The 14,002-nt window shown below is 69.2% G+C and carries 13 protein-coding genes; 10 read left to right on the forward strand and 3 right to left on the reverse strand.

Annotation, left to right across the window (positions count from 1 at the left end):
* Positions 1 to 15: 15 nt before the first annotated feature.
* Positions 16 to 1,110 carry a bifunctional (2E,6E)-farnesyl/geranyl diphosphate synthase gene (gene idsA2 / locus MJO54_RS09740; RefSeq protein WP_082108167.1) on the reverse strand — a complete coding sequence of 365 codons (1,095 nt, stop codon included), beginning with the start codon at positions 1,108 to 1,110 and terminating at the stop codon, positions 16 to 18.
* Between the two features lie 178 nt (positions 1,111 to 1,288).
* Between idsA2 and MJO54_RS09745 the strand changes: the two genes are divergently transcribed.
* Positions 1,289 to 2,182 carry a mycobacterial-type methylenetetrahydrofolate reductase gene (locus MJO54_RS09745; protein WP_046283779.1) on the forward strand — a complete coding sequence of 298 codons (894 nt, stop codon included), beginning with the start codon at positions 1,289 to 1,291 and terminating at the stop codon, positions 2,180 to 2,182.
* 3 nt (positions 2,183 to 2,185) lie between these two features.
* Here the strand turns inward: MJO54_RS09745 and MJO54_RS09750 are convergent, their stop codons facing one another.
* Positions 2,186 to 2,839, reverse strand: coding sequence for an LppM family (lipo)protein (locus MJO54_RS09750; protein ID WP_275451974.1), 654 nt, complete (start codon positions 2,837 to 2,839; stop codon positions 2,186 to 2,188).
* A gap of 147 nt (positions 2,840 to 2,986) precedes the next feature.
* Positions 2,987 to 3,604 (reverse strand): GNAT family N-acetyltransferase, encoded by a 618-nt coding sequence (locus MJO54_RS09755; protein ID WP_046283781.1) that lies wholly within the window; start codon positions 3,602 to 3,604, stop codon positions 2,987 to 2,989.
* Positions 3,605 to 3,842: 238 nt separating this feature from the next.
* On the opposite strand from MJO54_RS09755, the gene MJO54_RS09760 reads away from it, so the two are divergent.
* From MJO54_RS09760 to mraY, 9 genes are all read left to right on the forward strand, one after another.
* The gene (locus tag MJO54_RS09760; RefSeq protein ID WP_046283782.1) at positions 3,843 to 4,244 is read left to right on the forward strand and encodes an SCO2097 family morphological protein; all 402 of its coding nucleotides are present in this window, start codon (positions 3,843 to 3,845) and stop codon (positions 4,242 to 4,244) included.
* Positions 4,245 to 4,559: 315 nt separating this feature from the next.
* Positions 4,560 to 4,991: a division/cell wall cluster transcriptional repressor MraZ gene (mraZ, locus tag MJO54_RS09765; RefSeq protein WP_024440488.1), complete on the forward strand. Its 432-nt coding sequence runs from the start codon at positions 4,560 to 4,562 to the stop codon at positions 4,989 to 4,991.
* Positions 4,966 to 6,180: a 16S rRNA (cytosine(1402)-N(4))-methyltransferase RsmH gene (gene rsmH, locus MJO54_RS09770; protein WP_082108443.1), complete on the forward strand. Its 1,215-nt coding sequence runs from the start codon at positions 4,966 to 4,968 to the stop codon at positions 6,178 to 6,180. The genes mraZ and rsmH overlap by 26 nt, the downstream gene beginning before the upstream one ends.
* Positions 6,177 to 7,292 (forward strand): cell division protein FtsL, encoded by a 1,116-nt coding sequence (ftsL, locus tag MJO54_RS09775; protein ID WP_434085436.1) that lies wholly within the window; start codon positions 6,177 to 6,179, stop codon positions 7,290 to 7,292. The genes rsmH and ftsL overlap by 4 nt, the downstream gene beginning before the upstream one ends.
* Positions 7,289 to 9,295 (forward strand): peptidoglycan D,D-transpeptidase FtsI family protein, encoded by a 2,007-nt coding sequence (locus tag MJO54_RS09780; protein WP_046286606.1) that lies wholly within the window; start codon positions 7,289 to 7,291, stop codon positions 9,293 to 9,295. The genes ftsL and MJO54_RS09780 overlap by 4 nt, the downstream gene beginning before the upstream one ends.
* A gap of 142 nt (positions 9,296 to 9,437) precedes the next feature.
* On the forward strand, positions 9,438 to 9,686 hold the full coding sequence (locus MJO54_RS09785) for a hypothetical protein (RefSeq protein ID WP_046286607.1): 249 nt from the start codon (positions 9,438 to 9,440) through the stop codon (positions 9,684 to 9,686).
* Positions 9,687 to 9,875: 189 nt separating this feature from the next.
* Complete coding sequence (locus tag MJO54_RS09790; protein WP_046286610.1) at positions 9,876 to 11,429, forward strand: UDP-N-acetylmuramoyl-L-alanyl-D-glutamate--2,6-diaminopimelate ligase; 1,554 nt, start codon at positions 9,876 to 9,878, stop codon at positions 11,427 to 11,429.
* Positions 11,426 to 12,925, forward strand: a complete 1,500-nt coding sequence (locus MJO54_RS09795; RefSeq protein ID WP_046286608.1) for a UDP-N-acetylmuramoyl-tripeptide--D-alanyl-D-alanine ligase — start codon at positions 11,426 to 11,428, stop codon at positions 12,923 to 12,925. Before MJO54_RS09790 ends, MJO54_RS09795 begins: the two co-directional genes overlap by 4 nt.
* Positions 12,922 to 14,001: a phospho-N-acetylmuramoyl-pentapeptide-transferase gene (gene mraY / locus MJO54_RS09800; protein ID WP_064888321.1), complete on the forward strand. Its 1,080-nt coding sequence runs from the start codon at positions 12,922 to 12,924 to the stop codon at positions 13,999 to 14,001. Before MJO54_RS09795 ends, mraY begins: the two co-directional genes overlap by 4 nt.
* The last annotated feature ends 1 nt before the right edge of the window (position 14,002 follow it).

Genomic DNA, 14,002 nt, shown 5'->3' on the forward strand with positions numbered 1-14,002 from the left:
CGGCGCTCCGGGCGATCAGGCGGACCGGTCGGCGACCCGGCGGGCCAGGTCGGTGAGTCCGGCTTTGGCAACCTCGTCGATGGGTGCGGCCGCCAGCGCGGCCATGGCGCGCCGGGTCAGCAGATCGATACGGTCCTCCACGGCTGCCAGCGCGCCGACCGCCTCGATCATCTCGCACAGTTCGCGGACCTGCGCCTCGGTCAGCGCGGTGCCGATCGCGTTACGTAACCGATTGGCCGCCACCGGATCCGACTTGTCGGCCAGCTCGACAGCCTCGGCCAGCAGCACGGTGCGCTTGCCCGAACGCAGGTCGTCGCCGGAGGGCTTGCCGGTCACCGCGGGGTCCCCGAACACTCCCAGCACGTCGTCGCGCAGCTGGAACGCCACGCCCAGGTCGGTGCCGAGTTCGTGGAACAGCGCCTGGATGTCGGGCCGGTCGGCCGCGGCGGCGACCCCCAGCTGCAGCGGGCGCACCACCGTGTAGGACGCGGTTTTGTAGGTGTTGACGCGCATCGCCGAGGCGATCGAGTCCACCCCGCTGGATTCGGCGACGATGTCGAGGTACTGGCCGCCCAGCACCTCGGTACGGATGTCCGACCACACGCCCCGCACGCGCCCCCGGGCGTCGGCCGACAGATCGGCACCGGCGACGATGTCGTCAGCCCACACCAGCGCCAGGTCGCCGAGCAGAATGGCGGCCGACATCCCGAACTGGTCGGCCGAGCCCCGCCATCCGCGGGCGCGGTGCAGCTCGGCGAACTTGCGGTGGGTGGTGGGATTGCCGCGGCGGGTGGCTGAGGCGTCGATGACGTCGTCATGCACCAGCGCGCAGGCGTGCAGCAGTTCCAGCGCGGAGAACAGCAGTAATTCGCCGTCGTCGGCATCGCGGCCGGTGATGGCGCGCCAGCCCCAGTAGGCGAACGCAGGGCGCAGTCGTTTGCCGCCGATAAGCACGAATTCTTCGAGGCCGGTGATCAACGCCTCGTAGTCGTCGCCGATATAGGCGGTCTCGGTGCGGCGGGTGCGTAGGTGGGAGCGCAGCCTTTCGGTCACGGCCGCGGCCAGCTCGGCGGCCGACGGTGTAGTCGCTGCGGATGCCTTGAAACTCAGCTCGGCGCCCCTTTCTGTGCTGCCCGGCCGGGGACCCCCAGCGTGGGTCCAGCGTAGAGTGTGCCACCACAGCCGGGGGGACTGCGGCCGGTAGCGGCCGGAGGCGGCCAGCGCTGCCCGTTCCTGCCCTGTGGCACTGTTGACTGTCTGCTGACTGTCTTTCATGAGGAGCTGGTACGTGACCTTGAACACCGTCGCACTCGAGCTTGTCCCACCGAACGTGGAAAAGGGGCCCGAGCAGACGATCGAGGAGGCGCACAAGGTTGTGCGGTTCGCCGCCGAGACCGGCCTTGAGGGGCGGATCCGTCACATCCTGATGCCGGGGATGATCATCGAGGACGACGACCGTCCGATCGAGATGAAGCCCAAGCTCGACGTGCTGGACTTCTGGAACGCGATTCGGCCCGAGCTGCCGGGCATCGCGGGGTTGTGCACCCAGGTCACCTCGTTCTCCGACGAGGCGGCGCTGCGGAGCCGGCTGGGCGATCTGACCGGCGCGGGGATCGAGGGCGTGGTCTTCGTCGGTGTGCCTCGCACCATGGCTGACGGCGAGGGCGCGGGGGTGCCGCCGACCGACGCGCTGGCGACCTTCCGCTCCGACGTGGCCAACCGCGGCGTCATCTTGATTCCCACCCGGGCCGACGAGATCGGCCGGTTCAACTTCAAATGCGAGCGCGGGGCGACGTTCGGGCTGACCCAGCTGCTGTATTCCGACGCGATCGTGCCGTTCTTGACCGAGTTCGCCAAGCACAGCGAGGCGCGCCCGGAGCTCTTGCTGTCGTTCGGCTTCGTGCCGTCGTTCGAGAATCGGATCGGCCTGATCAACTGGCTGATTCAGGACCCGGGCAACGCGGCGGTGGCCGCCGAACAGGACTTCCTCAAGACGCTCGCCGACAGCGACCCCGACCAGCGCTGCAAGCTGATGCTCGACCTGTACAAGCGGGTGATCGACGGTGTCGCGGACCTGGGCTTCCCACTAAGCATTCATTTCGAGGCCACCTACGGAGTGTCCGCAGCGGCATTCCGCACCTTCGCGCAGATGCTCGAGTACTGGTCGCCGCAGACCCGCTGATCCTCAGCCGGCGCTGTCCTCGGGCGAGCTGAACCGCGGTGACCGGTCCCGCCCATACCAGGCGATGGCCGCAACCGCGCCCGCCGCGGCGAGCGTGGACAGGATCAGCCACAGCGCGGCGTGGGCGAAGGAACGGGTGCTGGGATCGGTGTAGCGGGCTTGGGCGCTCATGGTGCTCACCACGCCCGGCTTGAGCCGCCACTGCACCGTGTCGCTGCCGATGCGTTCGCCGTTGGTGGAGGTCACCTCGCCGGGGAACGCGACGCTCAACTCGACGTCGGCCTCCGGGTCGCTCAGTGAGGTGAGATCCACCCGGCCTTCCAGAATCACCAGGTTGCCGGCGCGACGCAGCGACAGGTCCACCCCGGCCGCGTCGCGGTGCATTTCAGCCAGCTGCGGCAGTTCGGCGAAGGTCAGGTCGGAGAACACCGCCTGGGAGCCGACGTAGCCGTCCCGGCTGTAGTTGGAGATCGCGACCTTCTGCGGGAACGGCAGGTCGGCGCTGAGCTTGGGGCCGGTGTCGTTGTCGTTGCGCGGCTTGGCCGCAACGACGATCTGACCGGAGACCTGATCGTTGGGGGAGACGGTGATGTTGGCGCGGATGCGCACGCACCCGGCCAACGGCGCCGCGATCAACAGCAGCGCGACCACGGCCACCAGGCGACGGTAGGTGCCCACCCGTCGAAACCGGCGCTGAGCGGGCGCTGGAACGGATCTCCGAGCGGGCTGTAGCGAACGCCGAACATGCACGACGTCATCGTGCCAGACCAGTCGGCTGCTCCGGTGACGACGCGGCGCTTGGCTTTACAACGGCAGGGGCCGGCCCAGGATGGCGAATGGCCGGGGATCGCCGGCGAAGTGGTGACCGCGGATGACGTCGGTGAATCCCAGCCGCCGGTACAACCGCCAGGCGCGGTTGCCTTCGCCATTGGTCTCCGGTGTGGACAGCAGCACGTTGGCTTCGGGCCGCCCGGCCAGCAGCCGGCGGGCCAGGGCCTCACCCAGGCCGCTGCCCTGCGCGCGCGGTGCGACGTGCAATTCGGTCAGCTCGAAGTAACTGGCCATCAGGCGCGCGATGTCGGGGTGGGGCAGCCCGCGGCGCTGTAGGCCCAGCACCACCTGCTGCTGCCACCACTGGTCGGGGGCTCCGCAGTAGCCGTAGGCCACGCCCAGCAGCTCGGCGCCGTTCAATCCGGACGGCGCGGCGTCCGGCTGGCGAATCTCGCCGACGCCGCCGGCTTCGTCGTCGGCGAAGGCGGCCACCGCTCGCCAACCGATTCGGCGGGTGTGATCGAGCCACATCGCAGCACGTTGGCTTTCGGTGCCCGGGGGATAGCCCATCGCGGTGACGTAGACGCGCAGTGCCGCACCGAGGTGATCCGCCATTTCGCGCGGCGACATGTCGAGGAGGAAGGTCACCAACGTGCAGGTTCCTTTCCCGCAGAAGTGGGAGCGTGCCCGATGCCCGTGGTCCCATTATCCGGATTGGGTCGACGGCGTCGGCCGTTGTTGTTCGACATCGCCGGACCGCCGCTACAATCGGCTGGTGAAGCCTGTGGTACGGCGCAGGCCTACCTCGTATTATCAGTGTTAGTTGCCCGCACCAGTCCGTATTGCGCCGTGGGCAATGATATGAGCGGCCGTCGGCAAGGAGGGACGAATGCCACTCTCCGATCATGAGCAGCGCATGCTCGACGAGATCGAGAGCGCGCTCTACGCCGAGGACCCCAAGTTCGCTTCCAGCGTTCGCGGCGGTGCTCTGCGTACCCCCACCACCCGCCGGCGGGTGCAGGGCATGACACTGTTCGTGGTCGGTCTGGTGATGCTGGTATCCGGTATCCCGATCTATGCGACCACCGTCAATTCGGCATTCCTGATTCTGAGCGTGCTGGGATTCGTGGTCATGTTCGGTGGCGTGGTGTTCGCCATCACCGGCAACCACGCGACCGCCAGCCGCGACGGTGCGGCCAAGCCGGGCGGGAGTTCGCAGCGGCGGGTGAAGGGTGGCGGCACCTTCGCCAGCCGGATGGAAGACCGTTTCCGCCGCCGATTCGAGCCTTAGGCCGATCCAGCGGCACGTGTGATGTGAAAGGGCAGCCGATCGGCTGCCCTTTTTTCTTGGCGTTTCGGCGCGCGACAGCTCCGGTGCCGCCTCCCGGGGGCAACGCTTCAGTGCGCGCACCCCACCTCGCCCCACTTTGCCTCCACCTGCGCTGACCTGGATGTTCGGTGCCCAGTTGCGCCCATTTTCGTATGCCTGGACGGCCCGATGGCCGATCTGGTGGGGCGTAGGGGTGGAATCGACCAAAGAAATGGTGCGTAGTGGGGGATTGTGGGGTATCGTGGGCTGCGAAGTCGACATGGCGGGAGGTGGCCGATGTTCCTCGGCACCTATACGCCCAAGCTCGACGACAAGGGGCGGCTGACACTGCCCGCGAAGTTTCGCGATGCGCTGGCAGGAGGGTTGATGGTCACCAAGAGTCAGGACCACAGCCTGGCCGTGTATCCCCGCGCGGAGTTCGAGCAGTTGGCCCGCCGGGCGGCCAAGGCTTCGCGCAGCAACCCGGACGCGCGAGCATTCCTGCGCAACCTGGCCGCCGCCACAGATGAACAGCACCCCGACGCCCAGGGCCGGATCACCTTGTCGCCCGACCACCGTCGCTACGCCAACCTGTCCAAGGAATGCGTGGTCATCGGGTCGGTCGATTACCTGGAGATCTGGGACGCGCAGGCCTGGAGTGATTACCAGCAGACACACGAAGAGAACTTCTCCGCGGCCAGCGATGAAGCACTCAGCGACATCATCTGAGGCGCGCGCCCGTGCCTCGTGGCCTCTGTCCGAACCGACCCTGACGTACTTCCCCAACGTCAGGTTCGCGCTGTCGGGCAGGGACCTCGAGGCAAGGGCCGCCTGCAGCCGGGTCGCACGCCGTGGGGCCCGGAGACCAAGCGATCGTGCAATTCATTGGCCGCAACAGGGAGGTATTGCTGTGGCCGAACAGGGCGAATTCGGACATGTGCCGGTCCTGCTGGACCGTTGCGTGGAGCTGCTGGCTCCGGCGCTGACCAGGCAGTCGCCCGACGGCCAGGGCGCGACCCTGGTGGACGCCACCCTCGGGGCCGGCGGGCACACCGAGCGGTTCTTGAGCGAGTTCCCCGGCCTGCGGGTCATCGGTTTGGACCGCGATACCACCGCACTCGACATCGCCGGGGCCCGGTTGGCCCGCTTCGCCGATCGGCTCCAGACGGTCTGTACCCGATACGACGGGATTCCCGCGGCGCTTGCCGAATCCGGCTTGGCCGCAACCGGGTCGGTGGCTGCGGTGTTGTTCGACCTCGGGGTGTCCTCGATGCAGCTCGACCGGGTGGAGCGGGGATTCTCCTACGCGCAGGACGCGCCGCTGGACATGCGAATGGACCCGCAGGCCGAACTCACCGCCGCAGACATCGTGAACACCTACGACGCGGCCGCGCTGACCGACATTCTGCGCCGCTTCGGCGAGGAGCGTTTCGCATCGCGGATCGCCTCGTACATCGTGCGCCGCCGGGCCCAGACCCCATTCACCTCGACCGGGGAACTGACGGCGCTGCTCTACGAGGCGATTCCGGCGCCGGCGCGACGCACCGGGGGACACCCGGCCAAGCGGACATTTCAGGCGCTGCGCATCGCGGTCAACGGCGAATTGGACTCACTGCGAGACGCATTGCCGGCGGCGCTGGATGCGTTGGCGGTGGGTGGACGCGTGGCGGTGATGTCCTACCAGTCGCTGGAGGACCGCATCGTCAAGCAGCAGTTCGCCGCGGCCACCGCGTCTCGCACCCCGGTCGGGCTGCCGGTCGAATTGCCCGGGGACGAACCGAAGTTCACGACGTTGACGCGGGGCGCCGAAAAGGCCGAGGCGGATGAGGTCGAGCGCAACCCACGAGCGGGCTCAGTCCGGCTACGTGCGGTTGAGCGGGTCCAGGCCGGCCCGATCGTGGCATCGAGGGGGAAGTGATGGCGACCAAGCGCAAGCCCGCGGCACGGCAGGGCGGCCGTCGCCGTAACCCCGAGAACGCAACCCGCGCGGGCGCGCGGCGGGTCACCGAGCAAACGCAGGCCCGGGGCCCACGGCGGCAGCGTGGAATCACGCCCGCAGCGGGTCTCCAGTCGCGGCCGCGCACCGGCCCGCAGAAGGCGGCGTCGCTTCGCCCGGACCCCAGGCCGGTGCCGCCGAAGAACACCAAGCAGGCCAAGGCGCGGGCGAAGGCCCGTAAGGCCAAGGCGCCCAAGGTTGTACGCGTCCCGCTGCGCGAACGTCTGATTGCTCGGCTGGCCTCGGTCGACCTGCGGCCGCGCACGCTGGCGGCCAAGGTTCCGTTCGTCGTGCTGATCATCGGCGCGCTCGGCATCGGGCTGGGAATCACCCTGTGGTTGTCGACGGACGCCGCCGAGCGGTCCTACCAGTTGGGCAACATCCGGGAGCGCAACCGGGTGCTCATGCAGCAGAAAGAAGCGCTCGAGCGTGACGTGCTCACCGCCGAATCCGCACCCGCGCTTGCCGAGGCGGCCCGCGAACTGGGCATGATCCCCAGCCGCGACACCGCGCATCTGGTGCAGGACCCGATCGGCAACTGGGTGGTCGTCGGGACCCCGAAGCCCGCCGAGGGTGCGCCGCCGCCGCCGCTGAACACCAAGCTGCCCGACGATGTGGCACCACCTGCCGAGGTGCCGGTTCGGGTGCCGCCGGCCGGGCCGAAGCTCGACAGCCGTCACCTGCCCGCCGCAGTCCCGTCGGCTCCGGGCGTGCCCGGTGCGCCGCTGACCATTCCGGGCCTGCCGGGCGTTCCCGGATTGCCGCTGGCCGGTCCGTTGCCTGGGCCTGGCGCGCAAGACATCCCGCCGCTGGCGACCCCCCCGGCCATCCCGTCTGATAGCTTGCCGCCCGTCGCTTTGCCGCCCGGGTCGGTAGTGCCGCCCGAGACGGTGCTGCCGGTGGGCGGAACCCCTCCGCCGGCGTCGGTCCTGCCTCCGGCCGCGGTGCTGCCGCCCGAGGCCGTCCTGCCTCCGCAATCCCCGCTGCCGCCGGAAGTCCTGGCGACGCCGGTGGCCGGGGGAGTCGCGCGATGAGACGGCCCGCGCGGGGAACCGGCCCGGCACGTCGTGCCGACGGCTCGACCGCAGCTGCCTCGCGAAAGACCCGCCGATCCGCCACCTCGCCGGCGAAGCCGGCCAAAGCCGCCAAGCCCGCTAAGGCGCCGAAAGCGACCACCACAACCGGACATTCGGCGCGCGAGCGTCGTACCCGCCAAGCCACCGAGGTGGGCCTGCGTAGCGCGTCGTTCGTCTTCCGGCACCGCACCGGCAACGCGGTCATCTTCCTGGTGCTGGCCTTGTCGGCTGCTCAGTTGTTCTACCTGCAGGTGCCGCGGGCCTCCGGGCTACGGGCTGAAGCCGCCGGACAACTCAAGGTCACCGACGTCCAGCAGGCGATGCGCGGCGACATCATCGACCGCACCGGGGACAAGCTCGCCTTCACCATCGAGGCCCGGGCGCTGTCCTTCCAGCCGGTCAAGATCGGCAAGCAGCTTGCCGACGCCAAAAAGAAGGATCCGTCGGCACCCGATCCGCAGCTGCGGCTGCAGCAGATCGCCAAGGAGATCTCCACACGCCTCGGCAACAAGCCGGACTCCGCAGCCCTGTTGAAGAAGCTGCGCAGCAACGAGACGTTCGTCTATCTCGCCCGTGCCGTTGACCCCGCGGTGGCCGAGGTGATCACCGAGAAATGCCCTGAGGTCGGTAGCGAGCGGCAGGATCTGCGCCAGTATCCGGGCGGGTCGCTGGCGGCCAACATCATCGGCGGCATCGACTGGGACGGCCACGGTCTGTTGGGTCTGGAGGACTCGATGGACGCAGTGCTGGCCGGAACGGACGGGTCGGTCACCTACGACCGCGGCTCGGACGGCGTGGTCATCCCGGGCAGCTACCGCAACCGGCACAAGGCCGTCAACGGGTCGACGATCCAGCTCACCCTCGACGACGACATTCAGTTCTACGTCCAGCAGCAGGTGCAGCAGGCCAAGAACGTTACTGGCGCACACGATGTCACGGCAGTGGTGCTGGACGCCAAGAGCGGTGAGGTGCTGGCGATGGCCGGCGACAACACGTTCGACCCCTCCCAGGACGTCGGGCGCCAGGAGGACCGCCAGCTCGGCAATCTGGCGGTGTCCTCGCCGTTCGAGCCGGGCTCGGTGAACAAGATCATCACCGCCGCCTCGGTCATCGAATACGGCCTCGGGCATCCCGACGACGTCCTGCAGGTACCCGGATCGATCAACGTCGCCGACGTCACCGTCAGCGACGCCTGGGAGCACGGCGTCGCGCCGTACACCATCACCGGGATCTTCGGAAAATCCTCCAACGTCGGCACCCTGATGCTGGCGCAACGAGTGGGCCCCGAGCGCTGGTTCGACATGGTGGAGAAGTTCGGGCTCGGCCAGCGCACCGGTGTCGCGCTACCCGGTGAGAGCGCCGGGCTGGTGCCTCCGGTGGACCAATGGTCCGGCAGCTCCTTCGCCAACCTGCCCATCGGCCAGGGTCTTTCGATGACGCTGCTGCAGATGGCCGGGATGTACCAGGCCATCGCCAACGACGGGCTGCGGATTCCGCCGCGGATCATCAAGGCGACCATTTCCCCCGACGGCAGCCGCGCTGAGGAGCCTCGGCCCGAAGGAGTCCGGGTGGTCTCGGAGCAGACCGCGGCGACCGTGCGCAACATGCTGCGCTCGGTGGTGCAGCGTGATCCAACCGGTGTTCAGCAGGGCACCGGATGGCAGGCCGCCGTCGACGGCTACCAGATCGCCGGCAAGACCGGTACCGCACAGCAGATCAACCCGGCCTGCGGTTGCTACTACGACGACGTCTACTGGATCACCTTCGCGGGAATAGCGCCGGCGGACAATCCGCGCTACGTCATCGGCCTGATGATGAACAACCCCCACCGCGCCGCGGACGGGTCGCCGGGCACCTCGGCGGCACCGCTGTTCCACAACATCGCCGGGTGGTTGTTGCAGCGTCACAATGTGCCGCTGTCGCCGGACCCGGGACCGCCACTGGTCCTGCAGGCGATGTAGTCCCACGACCCGCTGCAGCAGATCCGTCGACTCGCGTCCGTAAAAAACGACGTGATTCCGCAGTCTTGGTGATGGTCGGGTGGTTATCGTTCGGGCAACGCGGTGACAAAGGGGGTTCCGCGCCGAAGAGAAGGGGTCGATCATGGCCCGAAAAACCATTGCGATCAGTTACGCAATTCCGGGGGTTCTCGCCACGGCGGCGGGCATCGTCGCGGCGGGGCTGCTCGGCACACCCATCGCAAGTGACCACCAGGCCAGCGGCTGTTTCATGACCAAGGATGGAAACTGCGAGGACGTGCCGGACCCGACCCAGTACGGATGTGCGCCCGGGGACTTCCAATGCATGTTCGACAAGAAACTCAAGCAGCCGCCGCCGCCTTCTGACGGCTGAACCGCCGGGCCTATGCGGCGGTCCCAGTTTCGGCTCTCCTTCGTCGAGCCTCGCTGAACCGCCGGGCCTATGCGGCGGTCCCCACCACGACCCGCCGTCGGCCAAGCCGGATCGCCTGCGCTGTGGACACGGACAGCCTAGGTAGTCTCAGGGCCGATCCGGACGACCCGGCCGCAGCGGATGGAGGTGATGGTGGTGCCTGCTGCTCTGCGCCCCGACGTCGGTGCAGGCACGTCGCTGCGGGTGCTCGCCGCCCAGATCGGGGCGGTCGCGGTAGCCGGCGAAGCGGTTCCGGATCTGCCGATCACCGGGTTGACCCTGCGCGCCCAGGATGTCCGACCCGGTGACCTGTTCGCGGCGCTGCCCGGGGCGACCACCCACGGTGCACGCTTCGCGGCCGACGCGGTCGCCCGGGGTGCGGTCGCGGTGCTCTCCGACGGAGCCGGGGCCACCGAGATCGCCCACGGCGCAGCGCTACCCGGCATCCCTGTGCTGGTTCATCCCGAGCCCCGCGCCGCGTTGGGTGAACTCGCGGCGCAGGTCTACGGGCATCCGTGCGATCGGGTCACCGTCATCGGCATCACAGGGACGTCGGGCAAGACCACCACCACCTATCTGGTCGAGGCCGGTCTGCGGGCTGCGGGCCGCACCGCCGGACTGATCGGCACGGTCGGTGTGCGCATCGACGGCGTCGACCTGCCCAGCGCCTTGACCACCCCCGAGGCGCCGGCGCTGCAGGCGCTGCTGGCCGCGATGGCGCAGCGCGGGGTGGACACCGCGGTCATGGAGGTGTCCAGCCATGCCCTGACGTTGGGCCGGGTCGACGGCACCCGGTTCGCGGTGGGCGCCTTCACCAACCTGTCCCGCGATCATCTCGACTTCCACCCGACGATGGCCGACTACTTCGAGGCCAAGGCCCGCCTGTTCGATCCGGCGTCGCCGCTGCACGCCGCCCGCTCGGTGGTCTGTGTTGACGACGATGCCGGCGCGGCAATGGCGGCGCGGGCGAGCGCGCCGGTCACCGTCAGCGCGACGGGCCGCCCCGCGGACTGGCATGTGGAACGGGTGAGCGCGGGGGGATCCCAGGGGAGAGAGTTCATCGCCGTCGACCCCGCCGGTGTGCACCACCCCGTCGGTATCGGCTTGCCCGGCGACTACAACGTGGCCAATTGTCTTGTGGCGCTGGCCATTCTTGACGCAGTCGGAGTGTCTCCGGAGCAGGCGGCCCCCGGCCTGCGTGAGGCGCGGGTGCCGGGACGGATGGAGTCGATCGATCGTGGCCAGGGCTTCCTGGCGCTGGTCGACTACGCGCACAAGCCCGGGGCGCTGGAAGCGGTGCTGGCGACCCTGCGCCAAGAGCTGCGCGACACCACCGGGCGCTTGGCCGTGGTTTTCGGCGCCGGCGGCGACCGCGACCACGGCAAACGCGAACCGATGGGCCGGATCGCCGGCCAGGCCGCCGACCTGGTCGTGGTCACCGACGACAACCCGCGGGGGGAAGACCCCGCCGACATCCGACGCGCCGTGTTGGCCGGTGCCGCGGCGGGAAGTGCCCAGGTGGTCGAGATCGGTGACCGGCGAGCCGCGATCGAGCACGCGGTGGCCTGGGCCCAGCCCGGGGATGTGGTGCTGATCGCGGGCAAGGGACACGAGACCGGGCAGACCGCCGCCGGGCACACCCAGCCTTTCGATGATCGGCTGGTGCTGGCCCAGGCGCTGGAAGCGCGCGAGGGGCACCGATGATCTCGCTGACCGTCGCGCAGATCGCCGAGATCGTCGGCGGCCGGCTGGCCGACATCACCCCGGAGCAGGCCGAGCGCACCGTCGTCACCGGCACCGTGGAATTCGACTCCCGCCGGATCGCCCCGGGCGCACTGTTTCTGGCGCTGCCCGGCGCCCGGGCCGACGGCCACGACCATGCGGTGTCGGCGGTCGATGCCGGCGCGGTGGCGGTGCTGGCAGCCCGCCCGGTCGGGGTCCCGGCCATCGTTGTGGAGCCCGTCGCATCCGACAGTCGATCCGGTGCGCTCGAGCACGACGACGAGGCCGGATCCGGTGCCGCGGTGCTGGCCGCATTGGCCAAACTGGCCGCCGCGGTGGCCGCCGCCCTGGTTGCCAAGGGGCTCACGATCGTCGGCGTCACCGGATCGTCGGGCAAGACCTCCACCAAGGACCTGATCGCCGCGGTGCTGGCGCCGCTGGGGGAGGTGATCGCCCCGCCTGGATCGTTCAACAACGAGCTGGGCCACCCGTGGACGGTGCTGCGGGCCGACGAGAACACCGACTATCTGGTCCTGGAGCTGTCTGCCCGGCATCGCGGCAACATCGCCGCGCTGGCGGCGATCGCCCCGCCGCAGATCGCGGTGGTACTCAACGTCGGGACCGCGCACCTGGGCGAGTTCGGCTCCCGCGAGGCGATCGCCGAGACCAAAGCCGAGCTGGCACAAGCCGTTCCGGCATCCGGCGTGGTGATCCTCAATGTCGATGACTCGGCGGTGGCCGCGATGGCCGACAAGACCGTCGCACGAGTGCTGCGGGTCAGCCGCTCCGCTCCCGCCGACGTGTGGGCCGGGCCGGTGGTGCTCGACGAACTGGCCCGCCCGCGGTTCACCCTGCACGCGGGCGCAGGCGAATCCGAGGTCCGGCTGGGCGTGTCCGGCGATCACCAGGTGGGCAACGCACTGTGCGCCGCCGCCGTGGCCTTGGAGTGCGGTGCCACCCCGCAACAGGTGGCCGACGCGCTGGCCGGTGCCGGACCGGCCTCGGGGCACCGGATGCACGTCAGCACCCGCGCCGACGGCGTGACCGTGATCGACGACTCCTACAACGCCAACCCCGACTCGATGCGGGCGGCGCTGCAGGCGCTGGCCTGGATCGCCCGCGGGGAGAATCCGGGGGAGAAGCGCCACAGCTGGGCGGTGCTGGGGGAGATGGCCGAACTCGGCGAGGACGCGATATCTGAGCATGACCGCATCGGCCGGCTCGCGGTGCGCTTAGATGTGTCTCGTCTCATTGTCGTCGGAGTAGGGAGATCGATGGGCGCGATGCTGCACGGCGCAGTGATGGAGGGATCCTGGGGCGCCGAAGCCACCGCAGTGCCCGACGTCGATGCCGCCCTGGCCCTGTTGCGCGCCGAACTGCAGGCGGGGGACGTGGTACTGGTCAAGGCGTCGAACTCCGCGGGTCTGACCGCGTTGGCTGACGCGCTGAGCAGCGAAGACCCAGGAGATCGCCGATGATAATGATCCTCATCGCTGCCGGAGTCGCGCTGCTGGTCGCGATCCTGCTGACCCCCGTGCTGATCCGGGTGTTCACCAAGCAGGGATTCGGCCAGGAGATCCGCGAGGACGGACCGGCCAGTCACCAGAGCAAACGGGGCACCCCGTCGATGGGCGGCGTGGCCATCGTGGCCGGGATCTGGGCGGGCTACCTGGCCGCTGAACTGGCGGGCCTGGTCTTCTACGGCACCGGGCCGACGGCCTCGGGCCTGCTGGTCCTGGGGCTGGCCACCGCGCTGGGCGGCGTCGGCTTCCTCGACGACTTGATCAAGATCCGGCGGTCGCGCAACCTCGGTCTGAACAAGACCGCCAAGACCGTCGGGCAGGTCACCGCAGCCACCCTGTTCGGTCTGCTGGTGCTGTGCTTCCGCAACAGCTCCGGTCTGACCCCGGGCAGCCTGCAGCTGTCCTATGTGCGCGACATCGCCACCGTCACGCTGCCCGCGGCGGTGTTCGTGCTGTTTGTGATCCTGATCGTCAGCGCCTGGTCGAACGCGGTCAATTTCACCGACGGCCTCGACGGCCTGGCCGCCGGCTCCATGGCGATGGTCAGCGCGGCCTATGTGCTGATCACCGTGATGCAGCACCGCAACGCCTGCGCGATCGCACCCGGACTGGGCTGCTACAACGTGCGCGACCCGCTGGACCTGGCGCTGATCGCCGCAGCGACCGCGGGCGCCTGCATCGGATTCCTGTGGTGGAACGCCGCGCCGGCGAAGATCTTCATGGGCGACACCGGCTCGCTGGCACTGGGCGGCGTGATCGCCGGCATGTCGATCACCACCCGCACCGAGATCCTCGCGGTGGTGCTCGGCGGGCTGTTCGTCGCCGAGATCACCTCGGTGGTCGTACAGATCCTGGCGTTCCGCAGCACCGGCCGCCGAGTGTTCCGGATGGCCCCGTTCCATCACCACTTCGAGTTGGCCGGCTGGGCTGAGACCACCGTGATCATCCGCTTCTGGCTGCTCACCGCCATCGCCTGTGGCTTGGGCGTCTCCATGTTCTACGGCGAGTGGTTCACCGCCGTAGGCGGCTGAG

The organism is Mycolicibacter virginiensis (genome assembly GCF_022374935.2).
In the GTDB taxonomy this organism is placed as follows: domain Bacteria; phylum Actinomycetota; class Actinomycetes; order Mycobacteriales; family Mycobacteriaceae; genus Mycobacterium; species Mycobacterium virginiense.

Coding starts and splice junctions, on each gene's coding strand:
- MJO54_RS09760 (WP_046283782.1), top strand. CDS start 3,843: ATGCCACTCTCCGATCATGAGCAGCGCATGCTCGACGAGATCGAGAGC.
- mraZ (WP_024440488.1), top strand. CDS start 4,560: ATGTTCCTCGGCACCTATACGCCCAAGCTCGACGACAAGGGGCGGCTG.
- rsmH (WP_082108443.1), top strand. CDS start 4,966: ATGAAGCACTCAGCGACATCATCTGAGGCGCGCGCCCGTGCCTCGTGG.
- MJO54_RS09780 (WP_046286606.1), top strand. CDS start 7,289: ATGAGACGGCCCGCGCGGGGAACCGGCCCGGCACGTCGTGCCGACGGC.
- MJO54_RS09785 (WP_046286607.1), top strand. CDS start 9,438: ATGGCCCGAAAAACCATTGCGATCAGTTACGCAATTCCGGGGGTTCTC.
- MJO54_RS09790 (WP_046286610.1), top strand. CDS start 9,876: ATGGTGGTGCCTGCTGCTCTGCGCCCCGACGTCGGTGCAGGCACGTCG.
- MJO54_RS09795 (WP_046286608.1), top strand. CDS start 11,426: ATGATCTCGCTGACCGTCGCGCAGATCGCCGAGATCGTCGGCGGCCGG.
- mraY (WP_064888321.1), top strand. CDS start 12,922: ATGATAATGATCCTCATCGCTGCCGGAGTCGCGCTGCTGGTCGCGATC.